At 36.8% G+C, this 16940-nt stretch carries 15 protein-coding genes, 1 other RNA gene and 1 riboswitch; of the genes, 13 read left to right on the top strand and 3 right to left on the bottom strand.

The features are described 5' to 3' along the window. Positions 1-16 precede the first annotated feature (16 nt). The 5 genes from araD to ssrS all read left to right on the top strand — a co-directional run bounded on the left by araD (position 17) and on the right by ssrS (position 4376). Entirely contained in the window at positions 17-730 is a 714-nt protein-coding gene (gene araD / locus WCV66_RS21940) for an L-ribulose-5-phosphate 4-epimerase (RefSeq protein ID WP_185653077.1), read from the top strand. 25 nt (positions 731-755) lie between these two features. Next, a complete protein-coding gene (gene araA, locus WCV66_RS21935; RefSeq protein WP_338786835.1) occupies positions 756-2243 on the top strand; it encodes an L-arabinose isomerase in 1488 nt (495 codons plus the stop codon). A gap of 110 nt (positions 2244-2353) precedes the next feature. Then, positions 2354-3841, top strand: coding sequence for an alpha-N-arabinofuranosidase (locus tag WCV66_RS21930; RefSeq protein ID WP_338786834.1), 1488 nt, complete (start codon positions 2354-2356; stop codon positions 3839-3841). Positions 3842-3864: 23 nt separating this feature from the next. After that, positions 3865-4122 carry a DUF6171 family protein gene (locus WCV66_RS21925; RefSeq protein WP_066331300.1) on the top strand — a complete coding sequence of 86 codons (258 nt, stop codon included), beginning with the start codon at positions 3865-3867 and terminating at the stop codon, positions 4120-4122. Between the two features lie 66 nt (positions 4123-4188). Further along, a non-coding RNA gene (gene ssrS, locus WCV66_RS21920) (6S RNA) lies at positions 4189-4376 on the top strand. 313 nt (positions 4377-4689) lie between these two features. Here the strand turns inward: ssrS and WCV66_RS21915 are convergent. Continuing rightward, positions 4690-5853 (bottom strand): ROK family transcriptional regulator, encoded by a 1164-nt coding sequence (locus WCV66_RS21915; RefSeq protein ID WP_338786833.1) that lies wholly within the window; start codon positions 5851-5853, stop codon positions 4690-4692. Between the two features lie 253 nt (positions 5854-6106). Here WCV66_RS21915 and xylB point away from each other — a divergent pair, with 253 nt between their 5' ends. After that, on the top strand, positions 6107-7606 hold the full coding sequence (gene xylB / locus WCV66_RS21910; protein WP_338786832.1) for a xylulokinase: 1500 nt from the start codon (positions 6107-6109) through the stop codon (positions 7604-7606). A gap of 268 nt (positions 7607-7874) precedes the next feature. Here the strand turns inward: xylB and WCV66_RS21905 are convergent, their stop codons facing one another. Together WCV66_RS21905 and WCV66_RS21900 are read right to left on the bottom strand one after the other, a co-directional pair. Continuing rightward, positions 7875-8792, bottom strand: coding sequence for a VanW family protein (locus WCV66_RS21905; protein WP_338786831.1), 918 nt, complete (start codon positions 8790-8792; stop codon positions 7875-7877). A 34-nt stretch (positions 8793-8826) separates the two neighbouring features. Further along, a complete protein-coding gene (locus WCV66_RS21900; protein ID WP_338786830.1) occupies positions 8827-9678 on the bottom strand; it encodes a hypothetical protein in 852 nt (283 codons plus the stop codon). Positions 9679-9958: 280 nt separating this feature from the next. On the opposite strand from WCV66_RS21900, the gene WCV66_RS21895 reads away from it, so the two are divergent. From WCV66_RS21895 to WCV66_RS21865, 7 genes are all read left to right on the top strand, one after another. After that, positions 9959-10939 carry a bile acid:sodium symporter family protein gene (locus WCV66_RS21895; protein WP_185653078.1) on the top strand — a complete coding sequence of 327 codons (981 nt, stop codon included), beginning with the start codon at positions 9959-9961 and terminating at the stop codon, positions 10937-10939. Positions 10940-11060: 121 nt separating this feature from the next. Then, positions 11061-11163, top strand: a riboswitch (TPP riboswitch). A 164-nt stretch (positions 11164-11327) separates the two neighbouring features. Further along, entirely contained in the window at positions 11328-12605 is a 1278-nt protein-coding gene (locus tag WCV66_RS21890) for an acetylornithine deacetylase (protein WP_338786829.1), read from the top strand. 111 nt (positions 12606-12716) lie between these two features. Continuing rightward, complete coding sequence (tenA, locus tag WCV66_RS21885; RefSeq protein ID WP_338786828.1) at positions 12717-13391, top strand: thiaminase II; 675 nt, start codon at positions 12717-12719, stop codon at positions 13389-13391. After that, a complete protein-coding gene (locus WCV66_RS21880; protein WP_338786827.1) occupies positions 13384-14148 on the top strand; it encodes an ABC transporter ATP-binding protein in 765 nt (254 codons plus the stop codon). Before tenA ends, WCV66_RS21880 begins: the two co-directional genes overlap by 8 nt. Continuing rightward, a complete protein-coding gene (locus WCV66_RS21875; protein ID WP_338786826.1) occupies positions 14145-14897 on the top strand; it encodes an ABC transporter permease in 753 nt (250 codons plus the stop codon). The genes WCV66_RS21880 and WCV66_RS21875 overlap by 4 nt, the downstream gene beginning before the upstream one ends. After that, positions 14894-15916, top strand: coding sequence for an ABC transporter substrate-binding protein (locus WCV66_RS21870; RefSeq protein WP_066331274.1), 1023 nt, complete (start codon positions 14894-14896; stop codon positions 15914-15916). The genes WCV66_RS21875 and WCV66_RS21870 overlap by 4 nt, the downstream gene beginning before the upstream one ends. Before the next feature lie 190 nt (positions 15917-16106). Beyond that, positions 16107-16808: an SAM-dependent methyltransferase gene (locus WCV66_RS21865; RefSeq protein WP_338786825.1), complete on the top strand. Its 702-nt coding sequence runs from the start codon at positions 16107-16109 to the stop codon at positions 16806-16808. Positions 16809-16940 lie beyond the last annotated feature (132 nt).

Raw genomic sequence — 16940 nt, 5'->3', positions numbered from 1 at the left:
GAGGGGAGAGATTAAGATGCTTGAAGCTTTAAAACAACAAGTACTTGAAGCAAATTTACTTTTACCTAAGTATCAAATGGTAACGTTTACGTGGGGAAATGTAAGTGGCATTGATCGTGAAAAAGGTCTTGTCGTCATAAAACCGAGTGGTATTCCTTACGATGAGCTTAAAGTAGAAGATTTGGTAGTTGTGAATCAAGAAGGAGAAATTGTCGATGGTGACATGCGTCCCTCTTCAGATACTGCAACACATCTAGCACTCTATAAAGCATTTCCTACAATTGGTGGAGTTGTTCATACACATTCACCTTGGGCAACAAGTTGGGCACAGGCAGGCCGCTCCATTCCAGCGTTAGGAACAACACATGCAGATTATTATTATGGAGAAATCCCTTGTACAAGAACATTAACAAAGGATGAAATTACACGTGCATATGAGCTAGAAACAGGAAATGTCATTATTGAAACTTTTGAAACAGGTGGAATTGACCCAGTAGCGATGCCGGGTGTATTAGTTTCAGGACATGCACCATTTTGTTGGGGAAAAGATGCTATGCAAGCGGTGCACAATGCTGTTGTGTTAGAGGAAGTAGCAAAAATGGCCTTACACACATATCAATTGAATCCTGGAATTGATCCAATTGATCAATTCTTACTAGATAAGCATTATCTACGCAAGCATGGTGCAAATGCGTATTATGGTCAAAAAGATTCAAAAGTAAATCAATAATCCAATCGACTAGGGGGAAATGAACATGTTAACAGTTAAACCATATGAATTCTGGTTTGTAACAGGAAGTCAAGACTTATACGGAGAGGAAACTATCAGAGAAGTAGAGGCAAATTCAAGAGTTATTACAGAGGCGCTTGATCGTGACCCTTCGGTTACATATAAACTTGTATTTAAATCAGTATTAAAAGAAGCAGATTCAATCCGTAGATTATGTTTACAAGCAAATACAGATGAGAATTGTGCTGGCATTATCACATGGATGCATACATTCTCTCCTGCAAAAATGTGGATCGCTGGACTTACAGCTCTTCAAAAACCAATGCTACATCTTCATACTCAATTTAATCGTGATATCCCTTGGGATAGCATTGATATGGATTTCATGAACACAAATCAATCAGCACATGGTGACCGTGAATTTGGTTTTATGGGCAGCAGACTGAATGTTAAAAGAAAAGTTGTTGTTGGTCATTGGGAAAACAGTGATGTAAGAAGTAAAATCGGTAGCTGGATGCGCACTTCTGTTGCATTTTCTGAAGGTCAACACCTAAAAGTTGCACGCTTCGGGGATAACATGCGCAATGTGGCTGTAACTGAAGGCGATAAAGTTGAAGCACAAATTAAACTTGGCTGGACAGTTGATGGCTTTGGGATCGGTGATCTAGTTCAACGAATGAATGATGTAACTGAACAAGAAGTAGATCAGCTAATGGAAGATTATGAAAGAGAATACGACATTGTACCTGAAGGATTGGTTGAAGGATCTGCTGTTCGTGAATCCATTCGTTACCAAGCAAGAATTGAGTTAGGAATGAAAGCATTTTTAGAGGAAGGAAATTATACTGCTTTCACAACAACCTTTGAAGACTTGCACGGAATGAAGCAATTACCAGGACTTGCTGTTCAACGCTTAATGGCACAAGGATATGGATTTGCCGGAGAAGGCGACTGGAAAACAGCTGCATTGCTTCGTACATTGAAAATCGTTGCAGATAATGAAGACACGTCATTCATGGAAGATTACACATATCATTTTGAGCCAGGCAATGAGCTTGTATTAGGTTCACATATGCTTGAAGTTTGTCCAACCATTTCAGCTACAAAACCGAAAATTGCTGTATATCCATTAGGAATTGGTGGGAAAGAAGACCCAGCTCGCATGATCTTTGATGGGAAAACTGGTGCAGCATTAAATGCATCAATTATTGATTTAGGACATCGTTTCCGTCTAGTTGTCAATGAAGTTGATGCTGTGCAACCTGAAATTGAATTGCCAAACCTACCAGTTGCAAGAGTCCTTTGGTCTCCACAACCATCACTAAGTGAAGGTACTGAGAATTGGATTATCGCTGGTGGTGCACACCATACTGTATTCTCTTATAAAGTAACAACGGAACAATTAAGAGATTGGGCTGAACTTGTTGGAATTGAATGTGTACTAATAAATAATGATACAAATAATCATGCATTTAAAAATGAATTACGCTGGAACGATGTTATTTTTAAATAATTAGAACAGAAAAAGTGTAACGAGATTGACTTTCATTCTTCAATTAATTATCCAATCTCGTTGCTTTCTTTACTTTCATAACATTATAAAAGAAAGATGAGGTCTAATAGATGAAAAATTCAATCGTTATTAATGCAGATGTAGAAAAAGGAACGATAAACCGTAATATATATGGTCATTTTGCAGAACATTTAGGTCGTTGTATTTATGAAGGGATTTGGGTTGGAGAAGATTCACCGATTCCAAATACTAAAGGAATACGAAATGATGTTTTGGAAGCACTAAAACAAATTAACATTCCAGTGCTTCGTTGGCCTGGTGGCTGTTTTGCCGATGAATATCACTGGAAGGATGGAATCGGTCCTAGAAGTGAACGTAAACGTATGGTTAACACTCACTGGGGTGGTGTGGTTGAAAATAACCATTTTGGAACACATGAATTCATGCTGTTATGTGAATTGCTAGATTGTGAACCATATATTTGTGGAAACGTAGGTAGTGGTACTGTTCAAGAAATGTCTGAATGGGTAGAGTATATGACATTCGATGGTGAATCTCCAATGGCAAACTGGCGTGGAGAAAATGGTAGACAAGAGCCTTGGAATGTAAAATATTTTGGTGTAGGTAATGAGAACTGGGGTTGTGGTGGGAATATGCGCCCTGAGTATTACGCTGACCTTTACCGCCGTTATCAAACATATGTAAGAAACTATGGTGATAATAAAATCTATAAAATTGCTGGTGGAGCAAATGTAGATGATTATAATTGGACAGAGGTATTAATGCGTGAAGCTGGTCGTCTAATGGATGGCTTAAGCCTGCACTATTATACAATTCCAGGTGAATTCTGGACAGGAAAGGGCTCCGCAACTAACTTCCCTGAAGATGAATGGTTCATTACGATGCAAAAAGCACTTCATATGGACGAATTAATTACGAAACACGGTACAATCATGGATAAATATGATCCAGAAAAACGTGTTGGGATGATTATCGATGAATGGGGAACATGGTTTGATGTTGAACAAGGAACAAATCCAGGATTCCTTTATCAGCAAAATACCATTCGTGATGCATTAGTGGCTGCAGTTCACTTCCATATCTTCCAAAAGCATAGTGATCGCGTCCAAATGACAAATATTGCGCAAACTGTAAACGTTCTACAAGCAATGGTGTTAACTGAAGGGGATAAAATGATTCTGACACCGACCTATCATGTGTTCGATATGTACAAGGTTCATCAGGATGCAACACTTCTATCAGTTGACGCTACAGTTGGTAGCTATAAATACAATGACCAGGAAGTGCCACAAGTAACGGTTTCAGCATCTAAAGACAAAGATGGAAAAGTAAATATTAGCTTATGTAATATCGATCACAAGGAATCTGCATCATTATCAATTCAGCTTCGTGGAATTGCTGAGCAAATTTCAAGCCTAACAGGTACAATCCTTACAGCTGATACGATTGATGCTCACAATACTTTCGAGCAACCAGAAGTGGTTATACCAACTGAGTTTACTCAAGCTTCAATTGAAAATGAGCAATTAGATGTTACTTTACCGCCAATGTCAGTAGTTTTGTTAACAATTGGGTAATCAATAAAGGAAGAGTTGATCTGATGGCTACCAATGTTTGTAAAAGTTGTACAAGAAACGTCATCATAAAAAAACAAGAAATTGATCAAATCCTTTCAAAAAGCAAGGTACATGAAAGCCAAATGGTTTCAAATGAATTGTTTGAACAAAGAATGACTTTATGTAAGTCTTGTCCATCTTTAATTTATGGTACAACATGCACGCATAGTGGATGCCTTGTAGAATACAGAGCAAAGTTTTCAATTAAGAGATGTCCAAATCCAAGTGGATCTAGATGGTAAAAAGGCAAATTAGCTATTTGATAAAAATACTCTTGCATTCATCTAGCAAATCTAGTATTATAACAATACAAGCTGCGCTGTTCGCATTTTTTATAAAGTTTTAACCTTTAAGCTGATATAGGGAGTTTTATATTGAAGTCGGAATATCAAGCCTTCATTGCGTAGAGGAAGATATGAAACCTTCTGCAAACACCCACTTTTAGGAGTGGTGGTTTAAAACTCTATAATGTTGATGCGGCAATCGCGGCACCTTATTTTACCAATCAATCCGGTTTCCTTTTGGGAGCCGGATTTTTGATTTTTATCCTCAATAATTTGAGGAGTTATACGACTTTGCAATGAAATGCTACCATAAGGATTAATTAACAAAATCCAATCTCTTTTCTAAAAGATTGTTGTTTTTTTAATAGTTTCCTGAAGAAAAAACGTTTTAGGTTGATTGGCGCGGAAAGCGAGCATCCTGGAGCAGAAATCAACCTTCACCAATACTTGTTATATAGCAACAAAGTTTGCGAAAACAGCCAAAAATAAAAAGCTGGCTTGTACGATACAAACCAGCAATAAAAATTAATATTCTTTTAATTCTCGATTAATAAAGCTCTCAGCAGTAAATGCAGCTACCCCTAAAGCAGCTGAATGGGTTGAATGCTCTGAGAAATTTATTTGTAAGTCCTTTTGTTGAAAGGAAAGAGCATGAGAATACACGATATCTAATAGCGGTTGCTCAATCCATTCTTTTGCCTTTGCTAGGCGATTTCCGATGATGATTTGTTCAGGATTAAAGGTATTGATGATATTGTTAATACCATAACCTAAATATTGTCCGATTTCTTTGAATAACTCAATTGCATTTACATCATTTTTTGTGGCTAATTCTATCAATAATTCAAGGGTAGCATCCTTTTCTACTCCGGCTTTGTTAAGAAGCGCATGTTCAGATGCATATGCTTCCCAACAACCTTTGCTGCCACAGCTGCAAGGTGCACCATTCATTTGAATGACCATATGGCCCATCTCACCAGAAAACCCACTTAAACCTTGGTACAAATTATTATTTAAAATTAATCCTACACCAATTCCGATACCTGCGCTTACATAAATTATATCGTTGGACTTTTTGCCAACACCAAATTGTTTTTCACCGTATGCACCAGCGTTTGCTTCATTTTCTATGATAACTGGAAGCTCGAATTCTTTTTCAATAAGCTGTTTAATATCACAGTTTTTCCAGCCTAAATTTGGGGCTAGTAATACTTTTCCTTGCTTATCAACAATACCTGGTATTCCTATGCCAATTCCAACAACTCCGTAAGGACTATTTGGGAGATCCTTCATTAAAGTTTGAATTGTAGCTTTTACTTGTTCCATAACAAATTCGAAAGAAGAATTTTTCATATTTACATGATGTTCAGCTATGATTTTTCCTTTTAGATCTGTTACAACCCCTAAAATGTAATTTACACCCACATCAATCCCGATTGAATAGCCAGCAGCATGATTGTAATGTAAGAGGACAGGACGGCGACCACCACTAGATTCCCCTGGACCAGATTCATATACAAGTTGTTTATCTAGCAATTCATTGACTAGGGAGGAAACGGTTGCTTTATTTAAACCTGATGCTTGTGCAATATCAGCTCTTGAAATCGGTTCTTGTTGAGTAACAGTACGAAAGACAAGAGATGTATTGTTTTTCTTGACTACTTGTTGATTCCAAGTAATTGTTTTCAAATAGCTCACCTAATTTCAGCATTCTTTTCTATACTATGTTTATTCTTATATTATAAACTTAGTTTATCCAATAGACAAACATTTTTCGAGGTGATATAATTTTGGTAGTGAAATAATGTAATTTAATTATACATATAAGTTTTTTTACCACCCTTTATGAAAGAAAGAATGCTAGATTATCATTTTGTAAGGGTTTTCTTAAGGGGTGTTAATATATATCATACCCATCATTTTAATATAAGGAGTTTTTACTATGAAGTATGTTATCGGGATTGATTTAGGCACAAGTGCTGTTAAAATTTTATTAATGGACCAAGAGGGAAATGTTGCTCAGGAAGTTTCAAAATCCTATCCATTGATCCATGAGAAGTCTGGGTATAGTGAACAAGAGCCAGAACAATGGGTTGAAAAGACACGTGAAGGGCTTTCTGAGCTTGTGACTGAATTTAAAGGTAATGTGGAAGATATCGAAGGGATAAGCTTCTCAGGGCAAATGCACGGACTTGTACTTTTAGATGAATCAAATAATGTATTACGAAATGCAATTCTTTGGAATGATGTAAGAACAACACCACAATGTAAACAAATTTATGATGTTGTTGGTCAGGAACGCTTACTTGCTATTACAAAAAATCCTGCATTAGAGGGATTTACGCTTCCTAAGATTTTATGGGTGAAAGAACATGAACCAGAAATCTTCGAAAAATCTGCTGTGTTCATGCTTCCAAAGGATTACTTACGCTTCAGGATGACGGGACAAATCCATAGTGAATACTCTGATGCAGCTGGAACATTATTATTAAATGTTGGGGAAAAGCAATGGAGCACTGAAATATGTGATCAATTCAATATTAAGCATGAGCTTTGTCCACCACTTGTTGAATCACATGAATGTGTAGGGACAATCACAGAAGAATATGCTAGTCTAACAGGACTTTCTCCAGCTACCAAGGTTTTTGCTGGTGGAGCTGATAATGCGTGTGGTGCAATCGGTTCAGGAATTTTATCTGAAGGAAATACGCTTTGCAGTGTTGGAACTTCTGGTGTTGTACTATCGTATGAAGAGAGAAATGATCGTGATTTTGAGGGGAAGGTTCATTACTTTAACCACGGTAAACAAGATGCATTTTACACAATGGGTGTTACGCTTGCAGCTGGATACAGCTTAAGCTGGTTTAAAGATGTGTTTGCTGAAAATGACTCTTTCGAAGCATTATTAGACGGTATTGAACACATTCCAGTTGGGGCAAACGGGTTATTATTCACACCATATTTAGTTGGTGAAAGAACGCCGCATGCTGATCCAAAAATCCGTGCGAGCTTCATAGGTATGGAAGGCTCACATACAAAGAAGGATTTTGTTCGTGCAGTGTTAGAAGGAATTACGTTCTCTTTACATGAATCAATTGAGATTTTCCGTGCGAGTGGAAAAACAATTGACACGATTACTTCAATTGGAGGCGGAGCTAAAAATGATACATGGCTGCAAATTCAGGCAGATATTTTCGATGCAAAAATCATTAAATTAAAAAGTGAACAAGGTCCTGGTATTGGTGCTGCCATTCTTGCAGCATTTGGTGCTGGATGGTCAAACTCACTTCAAGAAATTGCAGATCTCTTTATTCAACCAGCTACAACCTATGAGCCAATTCCAGAAAATGTTGAAAAATATCAAAAGCTTTTTACTTTATATAAAGGTGTTTATCAACAAACGAAAGAATTAAATGAAGGATTAGCGGCGTTTAGAAAATAATAAATTTAAATTTGAATCATATATGCTTGTCATTGAAGTAGCTCGAGAAATAGGATTGTCCAAATAAAAAGGTAGCTCTGGCGATTTTTGTCAGAGCTATTATGTAGTATCAGAATTTATAATTTTTTCTTACTTAGATTTGGTGTCTAGCTCCAGCGACTAGACCCAATTAGGTCTACGGCCACTCAGGAATTGAAGACAAAGAACGTCTTCTATTTCTGAGCGGTCTTATGCCTGTCTTAGTCTGATCAAGGAACTTGCGCTTATCTTAGAAGTTATCACCACTAGTATGTATCTCTTTTGGTAACTCATGTGGTGCACTTGGAACTTCTCTTTTATAATGTTCAAACGTATCGGAGGAAAGAATCACAATAATTAATTGGCCGCCAACTACTTTAGAACGAATGAGGAGAGGTTGGGTGTGGCGATTTTGAAAAGTGAAATCCGGTCCGTACCAGCTTACTGTTGCATCTCGATTTGGAGGAACATAAGGAACCCTCCTACTATGGGAATAGCGTTCAATGATTTTTACTCCTGCTTTGTCTACAGCATTAAAAAGGGTGGAGGAAACTTGGCAAATACCTCCTCCGACTCCTTCAGCTAGTTCGCCCTTTACAATAATCGGTGCAGATAAATATCCTTTCTCAATGGTTCGTTTACCGACAACATTATTGAATGAAAATGTTTCTCCTGGAAAAACAACAAAGTTATTTATTGCTTCTGATGCTAAAAAAATATTATGTGTGCGTTCTTTATTTCTACTATTAAAATAGGTAATATATAGGCTTATTCGTTTCGTACTAATGCTTGCTAGCAACTCACTATCAACCTTTGGATAAAGGGTTTTGATTGGAATTTCCATTGAAGTAGCACCATTTTTATAAAACTTTGTATAAAACACTTCTCTAAATTTTTCTCGGTTAAGCGCATATCCCATTTGTTCACTAATTAAGGATCCGTTTTTGTCAAAAGATGCATTAATGGGTTCTTTATAAATTTCTGTTTCAAGTGATTCAATAAGCTGGTTATATTTCTTCTGATTAATCATTGATTTATCAAAGGGAGGTAGAGCATATTCTGAGCGATTTATGACGTTCACTTTTTCACCTTGAAAAGTTAATGATATGTCATCAGTTTGATTGCTCGGATATATGGATAGAAAAAGTAACATTAACATTATTTTCATCGATAACTCCACCTTTGATAGTCTCTATTTTAATTTACTTAACGGATGATAAGAAAGGATCAATATTTACTTTCCAAGGGGAAATTGGAGATGCTCTCACCAACGTAAAGGTAAGGTTGGTTTTAACAGGTCCTCTATCTTTAATAAACAATTTAACCTCAACAGGGATTTCTTTTACTAATGATGAGGATGAATCTGTTTCCTTTGTTTGGAGTATGGACCATTGCATGGCTTCAATTTTCTCTATTTTATTTAGCTCCCTTTTTATATTCCTGTGTTTACTTATAGAAATTTTTTTAGCTAAGCCTTGATCACCATTTTTAATTGTAACTAGAAAAACATTGAGCAGTTGGGATGATGGAAGATTGTTCATATATTCATCAATTCTTCCTGCAGCTTTTAGAATCATAACATGATGTGATATGTCTGATTTACCTGTTCGATGTGTCGTGCTTCCTGCAAAATGAATGCAAAAATGACCAGGAAATCCGTTCTGAAGAGCACCTGCACCATGTGGCATTCCATGCATAGAAGCAGGAATTAAGCTGCTGTCATGTGCTAAAATTAAAACGGCTCTACGGTGCCAACTCCATGTTCCATTATAAATAGCCTTCATTATCTTTGTGTCTTTTTTAGTTAAAGGCTGAACATCAGCATGACCACTTCCTGCTCTCCTTTGAACATCAAAGCTCATACCGCTTTCCACATCGATCACAGTAAATGTCGATTTTCTTGGAAGTGACTCGTCTATAGAATCCCAATTTTGCATGTCAATTTGAAAGCTTATTGGAGATGGAGGATATTCGACTGTTGATGCATATGTATGTTGATGATCAAGTGAAAACAGTAGCAAGTATAAAATGAAAGTTAATAAAGTATATTTCACAGCTAGATGTCAACTCCGATATTTTGTAGATACATCTATTTTGTGTATTTTTTGTAATAAAATAGCCTCAAAAAAATGGAAAATTTAGTATCAACTTTTCTGACCCATAGAAGAGGAATAGGAGCAGAGTAGTTTTAATGGAGGATCACGAAAGTGTACCTGTAGTTTTCATTAGTTTTAAAGAATGTGCATCTTTCAATACAATTAATCACTTGTTCCTTCTAAAATTTGTTACAATTGCATATACATAGGTTTCATCATTAGAATAGGAGAATGCATCATGCTTCAAACCGTAAATCGGCAGCTTGAAAGGTCTATGCCATTCATTACGCCAGTGAGTGTTATTCTCGGTGTTTTATTTGCCGATCATTTACTAATTTTCTCATTTTTAATTCCCTGGATTTTTGCATTCATTACGTTTTCAGGAAGTCTCAATTCTAATTTTGCTTCACTAAAAGGAGTTATTAAAAGTCCACTTCCATTACTCATTATTCTATTACTATTGCACATCGTGATGCCAGTGATCGCTTGGTTTGCAGGGCATTTTCTCTTTGCAAATGATCACTTTACTGTTACTGGATTGGTGTTAGCTTCTGTAATTCCAACTGGGATTACTAGTTTTATTTGGGTCACAATATATAAGGGGAACATTGCCTTAGCCTTATCAATAATCTTATTTGATACAATACTTTCCCCATTCCTAGTGCCGCATACACTTTCATTTCTTGTTGGGCAGAAGGTAGAGATCGATACTTTTTCAATCATGAACGGGTTGATATATATGGTGGTTCTTCCTTCCATAATAGGTATGTTCATAAACCAATTATCAAAAGGGAAAAGTGTAAATGTCGGCAAAACATTAGCACCGTTTTCTAAATTAGGGCTAGCTTCTGTAGTCATGATTAATGGTGCAGTTGTTGCCCCTTATTTAAAAGTGATTACAAGTAAGTTAGTTGTTATTGCGATAACTGTTTTTATTCTCGCTTTTATAGGGTATCTTCTAGCTTGGTTAGTGGGGAATTGGTTAAACAGAGATCGAGAAACGAAAGTAGCATTGATCTTTACTGGTGGAATGCGCAATATTAGCGCCGGTGCTGTTATCGCAGTTCAATATTTTCCACCTGCAGTTGCGGTTCCTGTTATAGTTGGAATGTTGTTTCAACAAATTTTAGCTTCTATTTTTGGTTTTTTATTTAAGAAGATTGAAGATCGACAAGTCCATACTAGAAAACAGCTTGCTGACAATGTAAGTGCTTCATAGTATTGATTTAAGGTCATGTTATGTATGAAAATCAAGCAGATAAATGAATTCTGTTGCTAAATATAACATATTGTGTTAAAAATAATGTAATCAATCTAATCGTTATTTGATAATTTAATAGATTCACCACTAGGGGGGCTTTATGAAGCTGAGAGAGACCAATGTCTTGACCCTTATTACCTGATCTAGATAATACTAGCGTAGGGAAGAGGTGTTTGAAAATAAGCGCGAAAATGAAAGAGTTATTTTTTACAAGCGTTTGTACATATATTGTTCATTCAAACCACTTCTTACCAAGAGAAGTGGTTTTTTTATGTTCAAATTATGGTTTCACCTACATGATTAGGCAATTTGCCTGATTTTGCACTACTTAAAAAGGAGGCATAACATGACAAAGGAAATTGATCTGCTTGTAGAGCAAATTGATGTAAGAAAAGATGAACTTATTGAATTACTTAAAAGGCTGATTGAATATAAAACACCTGCACCCCCTGCAAGAAACACAATGGAAGCACAGCAGTTTGTTGCTAACTTTTTAAGAGAAAATGGCTTCTCCATCGATATGTGGGATGTTTACCCAAATGATCCGAATGTTGTAGGTTTTCTAGAAGGTAAGCAAGCTGATACTTTTAATAGCTTGATCATTAACGGACATATTGATGTTGCTGAGGTTAATGAGGATGAGAAGTGGGAAGCTAATCCGTTTATTCCTATTGTAAAAGACGGCGCAATCATCGGTCGTGGTGCATCAGATATGAAGGGTGGTTTAGCTGGTGCTCTGTTTGCTATTAAGCTTTTACATGAAGCAGGAATTGATCTGCCAGGTAGCTTAACTTTTCAGTCTGTTATTGGTGAAGAGGTTGGTGAAGCAGGAACACTTGAATGCTGTAAGAGAGGGTATACGGCAGATTTCGCTGTTGTCGTGGATACAAGTGATTTACATATACAAGGCCAAGGTGGTGTGATTACTGGCTGGATTACGGTTAAGAGTTCACAAACCTTCCATGATGCAACAAGAAGACAAATGCTTCATGCTGGTGGAAAGCTATTTGGCTCAAGTGCTATAGAAAAAATGATGAAAATAATCCATGGACTGCAGGAGTTAGAACGCCATTGGGCAGTGATGAAAGGCTATCCAGGATTTATTCCGGGAACAAATACAATTAATCCGGCAGTTATCGAAGGTGGTAGACATGCTGCATTTATTGCAGATGAATGTCGACTTTGGATTACTGTGCATTATTATCCAAATGAATCTCATGAACAAATCATAAAGGAAATTGAGGAGCATCTACTTCATGTAGCTAAAGCTGATCCATGGCTTCGGGAAAATCCGCCGACATTTGTATGGGGTGGGAAGTCAATGATCGTTGATCGTGGTGAAATCTTCCCTTCATTAGAGGTTGATCCTACCCACCCTGGTGTGAAACAACTAGCGTCTGCTCACCAAGGAATTATAAATAGTAAGGCAGTTGTTGATGTTTCTCCAACAGTAACAGATGGTGGTTGGCTTGGTGCTGCTGGAATTCCAACAGCAATTTATGGACCAGGAAACTTACAAAATGCACATTCGGTAAATGAGCAGGTTTCAATTGAACAGCTTATCGAATATACGAAAGTTATTTTAACGTTTATATATGAATGGTGCCATACGAAACGCACTTGAAAATAGGGGATGAAGTGACACTACCAATAGTGTAAAAGTATCTTCTATCCATGTACGACTACCCTAGGCAAAATCAAGGTGTTTTAGGCTTATCTAATAGGAGGTAATTTAATGAAGTTCAGTCAAAGACTTTATGCAAAGGTTCTACCGATATGGAATCGGAATCATACCCATCCATTTGTCCTTCAAATGGGGGATGGAACATTAGAAAAGGAAAAGTTTCGCTTTTACATGATTCAGGATTATATATATTTAATTGAATATGCAAAGGTTTTTGCATTAGGTGCAGTGAAGGCAACAGACCTTGAAACAATGGGGAAATTTGCTGCATTACTTCATTCTACACTGAATGAAGAAATGGAACTTCATCGTCAATATGCAAAACGATTCGATATTTCTGTTGAAGAGCTTGAGACAGCAAAACCGTCACCAACAACATTGGCTTATACACATTACATGCTCCATGTTAGTCAAAATGGAACACTTGCTGAGCTTGTTTCCGCACTACTTCCATGCATGTGGAGCTATTGGGAGATTGGTAAAGAGTTAAATCAACGAAAAGGTGCAAGTGACAATGAGTTTTATGGTGAGTGGATAAGTATGTATGCTTCAGATGAGTTTGGTCAGCTTGCTACATGGTGTATTGACTTAATTGATCAATTAGCTGAAGGAAAGCCAGAATCAGAGCTTGAGAAACTGGAGGACATTTTTCTTAATACAACTCGTTTTGAATATATGTTTTGGGATATGGCCTACCAAGAAGCGATGTGGCCGACAGATGAATAAGTCAGCCTTAACGTTTCAAAATGTTAGCTTTCACTATGAAGAAGGAAATAACCCGATCCTCCAAGACTTTGATATACATATTAGCAAAGGTGAGTTCGTGAGTATAATTGGACCAAGCGGTTGTGGGAAAAGTACATTATTTAAGTTAGTCACAGGGTTAGAACAACCCACAGAGGGTGAGATTTTTCTAAGGGATCAGTTGGCTACTAATCGTCTTGGGCAGGTTGGCTACATGCCACAGCAAGATTTGCTTTTACCTTGGCGGACAATTATCGAAAACGCTTCCCTTCCATTAGAAATAAAAGGAATTAAAAAGCGTGAAGCACATCAGCGGGTTCTTGAATTATTTGAGGCATTTGGCATAAAAGGTATTGAAGACTGTTACCCGAGTGATTTATCAGGAGGGATGAGGCAAAGAGTTTCGTTTTTACGTACTATTTTAACTGGTTCTCAAGTCTTACTGTTAGATGAGCCTTTTAGCTCCCTTGATGCGATCACGCGAATTTCTTTGCAGGAATGGTTAATAGCTCAATGGCAAAAGCGGAAGGAAACAATTCTTTTTATTACACATGACGTAAACGAGGCGCTGTTTTTATCGGATAGAATCTTCGTTTTTACGGAAACGCCATCTAGTAAACTAGAAGAAGTTAAGGTTCCTCTCGAACGTCCGCGAAACTTAAAGGATTTGAATAAGCCTGCATTACTGGAGATGAAGGATTACTTGATTGACCAGCTTCGAAAGAGGGTGAAGCTATGAGTTTTTTGAAAAAATATGCAGCAGCAAGCCTTCTTGTTAGTTGCTTTTTATTAATCTGGGAGGTTGGGGCAGGGCTGATAGATTTAGTGTTTATTCTACCAGCGCCAACTGATATAGTTCGTAAACTATGGGAATTAAAAGGTCCATTGTTTGTTAATCATTTACCTTCAACATTGTTAATTATCATTATCGGTTTATTCCTATCAATTGTTTTTGGAGTCGGCTTAGCGGTGTGGATGAGTGTAAGTAAAATGGTTGAAAGAACGTTTTATCCGATTATCATCGCGTCTCAAACGATACCGATTATAGCTCTTGCACCAATATTTGTTCTTTGGTTCGGTTACTCGATCTGGAGCAAGGTTGTCGTGACAGTTCTTATTACGTTTTTTCCGATAACAGTAAACACATATGATGGTCTTCGCTCAACGAGTAAGGAATACAGGGATCTATTATTAACAATGGGGGCAAGTAAAAAGGATCTTTTCTTTAAACTACAAGTACCCGCAAGCGCCCCGCATTTCTTCTCTGGCTTGAAGGTTGCAGTTACACTTAGCGTGATTGGCGCAGCGATTGGTGAATGGATTGGCGCTCAAGCTGGTTTAGGCTATTTTAGTAGACGAATGATGACACAGTTCGATGGGGCAGGAGTTTTTGCTCCGATTGTCTTGCTATCTGCAGTAGGAATTATCTTATTTATTTTCGTTGTTTACTTAGAAAAAAGAACATTAAAATGGAGGAAAACAAAATGAAAAAGTTTTTATTACTAATTTTATGCTTTATGCTCGGAATACTGACAGCATGCTCAGGTGGTGAAAGTACTTCTACAGAACAGGCAGGAGAAGGAAAGGAAGAAACAGAAGAACTAAAGAATGTTAGTATTATGCTGGATTGGTATCCAAATGCGGTTCATAGCTATTTATATGTTGCCCAAGAAAAAGGATATTTTAAAGAGGAAGGACTAAATGTAGACATTCAATTCCCAGCAAATCCAACTGATCCGATAAATTTAGCAGCTGCAGGTCAAATTACACTAGGAATTTCTTATCAACCTGATGTGATTATTGCTCGTGCTAATCAAGATGTAAAGATTAAATCTGTAGGTGCAATTGTACGCTCACCATTAAATCGAGTAGTTTTTCTTGAGGATAGTGAGATTCAGTCTCCAAAGGATTTAGAAGGAAAAACTGTTGGTTATCCAGGGATACCGCTAAATGAATCCCTTATTAAATCTATGGTAAAAGCAGATGGTGGGAATCCTGATAATGTTGAAATGGTTGATGTTGGCTTTGAATTAGGGTCATCCATTGTTAGTGAAAAAGTCGATGCAGTGATCGGAGCATATATCAATCATGAGGTACCTGTATTGAAGCATGAAGGCTATGAAACTCGTAATCTTAACCCTACCGAATATAGTATTCCAAGCTACAATGAGTTAATAGCAGTAACAAGTGATAAAACATGGGAAGAAGAACAAGATAGCATTAAAGCATTTTGGCGTGCTGCTACAAAGGGTTATGAATTTACAGCCGAAAATCCTGAGGAAGCATTAAACATACTATTAAGTAATCAGGATGAAGCCAACTTTCCACTAGTCGAAGAGGTGGAAGTACAAAGCTTAGACATACTATTACCACTTATGGAATCAGATGAAGGCTTTGGAAGCCAAAGTAAGGAACAATGGGAAGATACAATTAACTGGATGAAAGAGGCTGGCTTAATTGAAAAAGACCCAGCTGTGGAAGATATATTTGTGAATATTTCTGAGTGATTGAACGTAGGCTTCAAATGAAGAAAAAAATAGAAATTAAAACAAGGGTATAAGTTTACAGTTATCCATCTCTGCTTTGTAATTATAAACTGTTGGTAATCTTTTGAAAAAGTGCTTGTCCATCAAGAGAATTTTGTAATACTATATATATGTTAGAGAAATTTCATAATTAGAGGAGAGAAGAGACGAGATGAGTAGAGTTGAGCTGAGTAATAAGTTAGATTTAAACCGAATTGTGTTTATTGGTAGGACGTATGAAGAATATGTTCAAATGTTTTCATTAAAAGAAAATGAGCTTAAGGGAAAAAGGATTTTAGATTGTCCTTCAGGAGCGTGCTCCTTTACTGCAGTTGTAAAGGAAAAAGGGTTTGATGTAACAGCCTGTGATATTGCATACTCAGTTCCAGTAGAAAGCTTATTAAAAAAGGGTTTAAATGATATTGCTCATGCCATGGAGAGTATGGAAAAGATAAAACATGGATATAAATGGGATTTTTTTAGTAATATAGAAGAGTTGAAATATCAACGAATCAGAGCATTAAAAGATTGCACAGCTAGTATGAAGAAATTTCCTAGGCAATATGTAACAGCGACATTACCTCATTTGCCTTTTCAAAATAATGAATTTGATCTCACTTTATCTGCACATTTTCTATTTATGTATGGAGATAGACTAGATTATTCTTTCCACCTAAAAACACTGAAAGAGCTGTTAAGGGTTACAAAAGAAGAGCTCCGTATTTTTCCGTTGGTCGATTTAGAGGGGAAAAGATATGTACGTTTAGATGAATTGCTAAGTGAACTTGGTAGTGGAATTAGGTTTAAAGAGGAAAGGGTTTCATATGAATTTCAGGCAAATGCCCATACTATGTTAAAAATATATAAGAAATAAAGAACAAAAGCTTAGGGAGACAGCTTATTGACTTTAGAACTGGGAGTCAAAGTGTGATTTACAAAACAAGAATTTTATAATTATTTCAGATAAAAAATGCTGTGTGACATTCACACAGCATTTTTTATTCTA

Source organism: Metabacillus rhizosphaerae, assembly GCF_037201795.1.
In the GTDB taxonomy this organism is placed as follows: domain Bacteria; phylum Bacillota; class Bacilli; order Bacillales; family Bacillaceae; genus Metabacillus; species Metabacillus rhizosphaerae.
The sequence above is the reverse complement of the archived record's forward strand: the minus strand, read 5'-3'. Positions and strand labels throughout refer to the sequence as shown.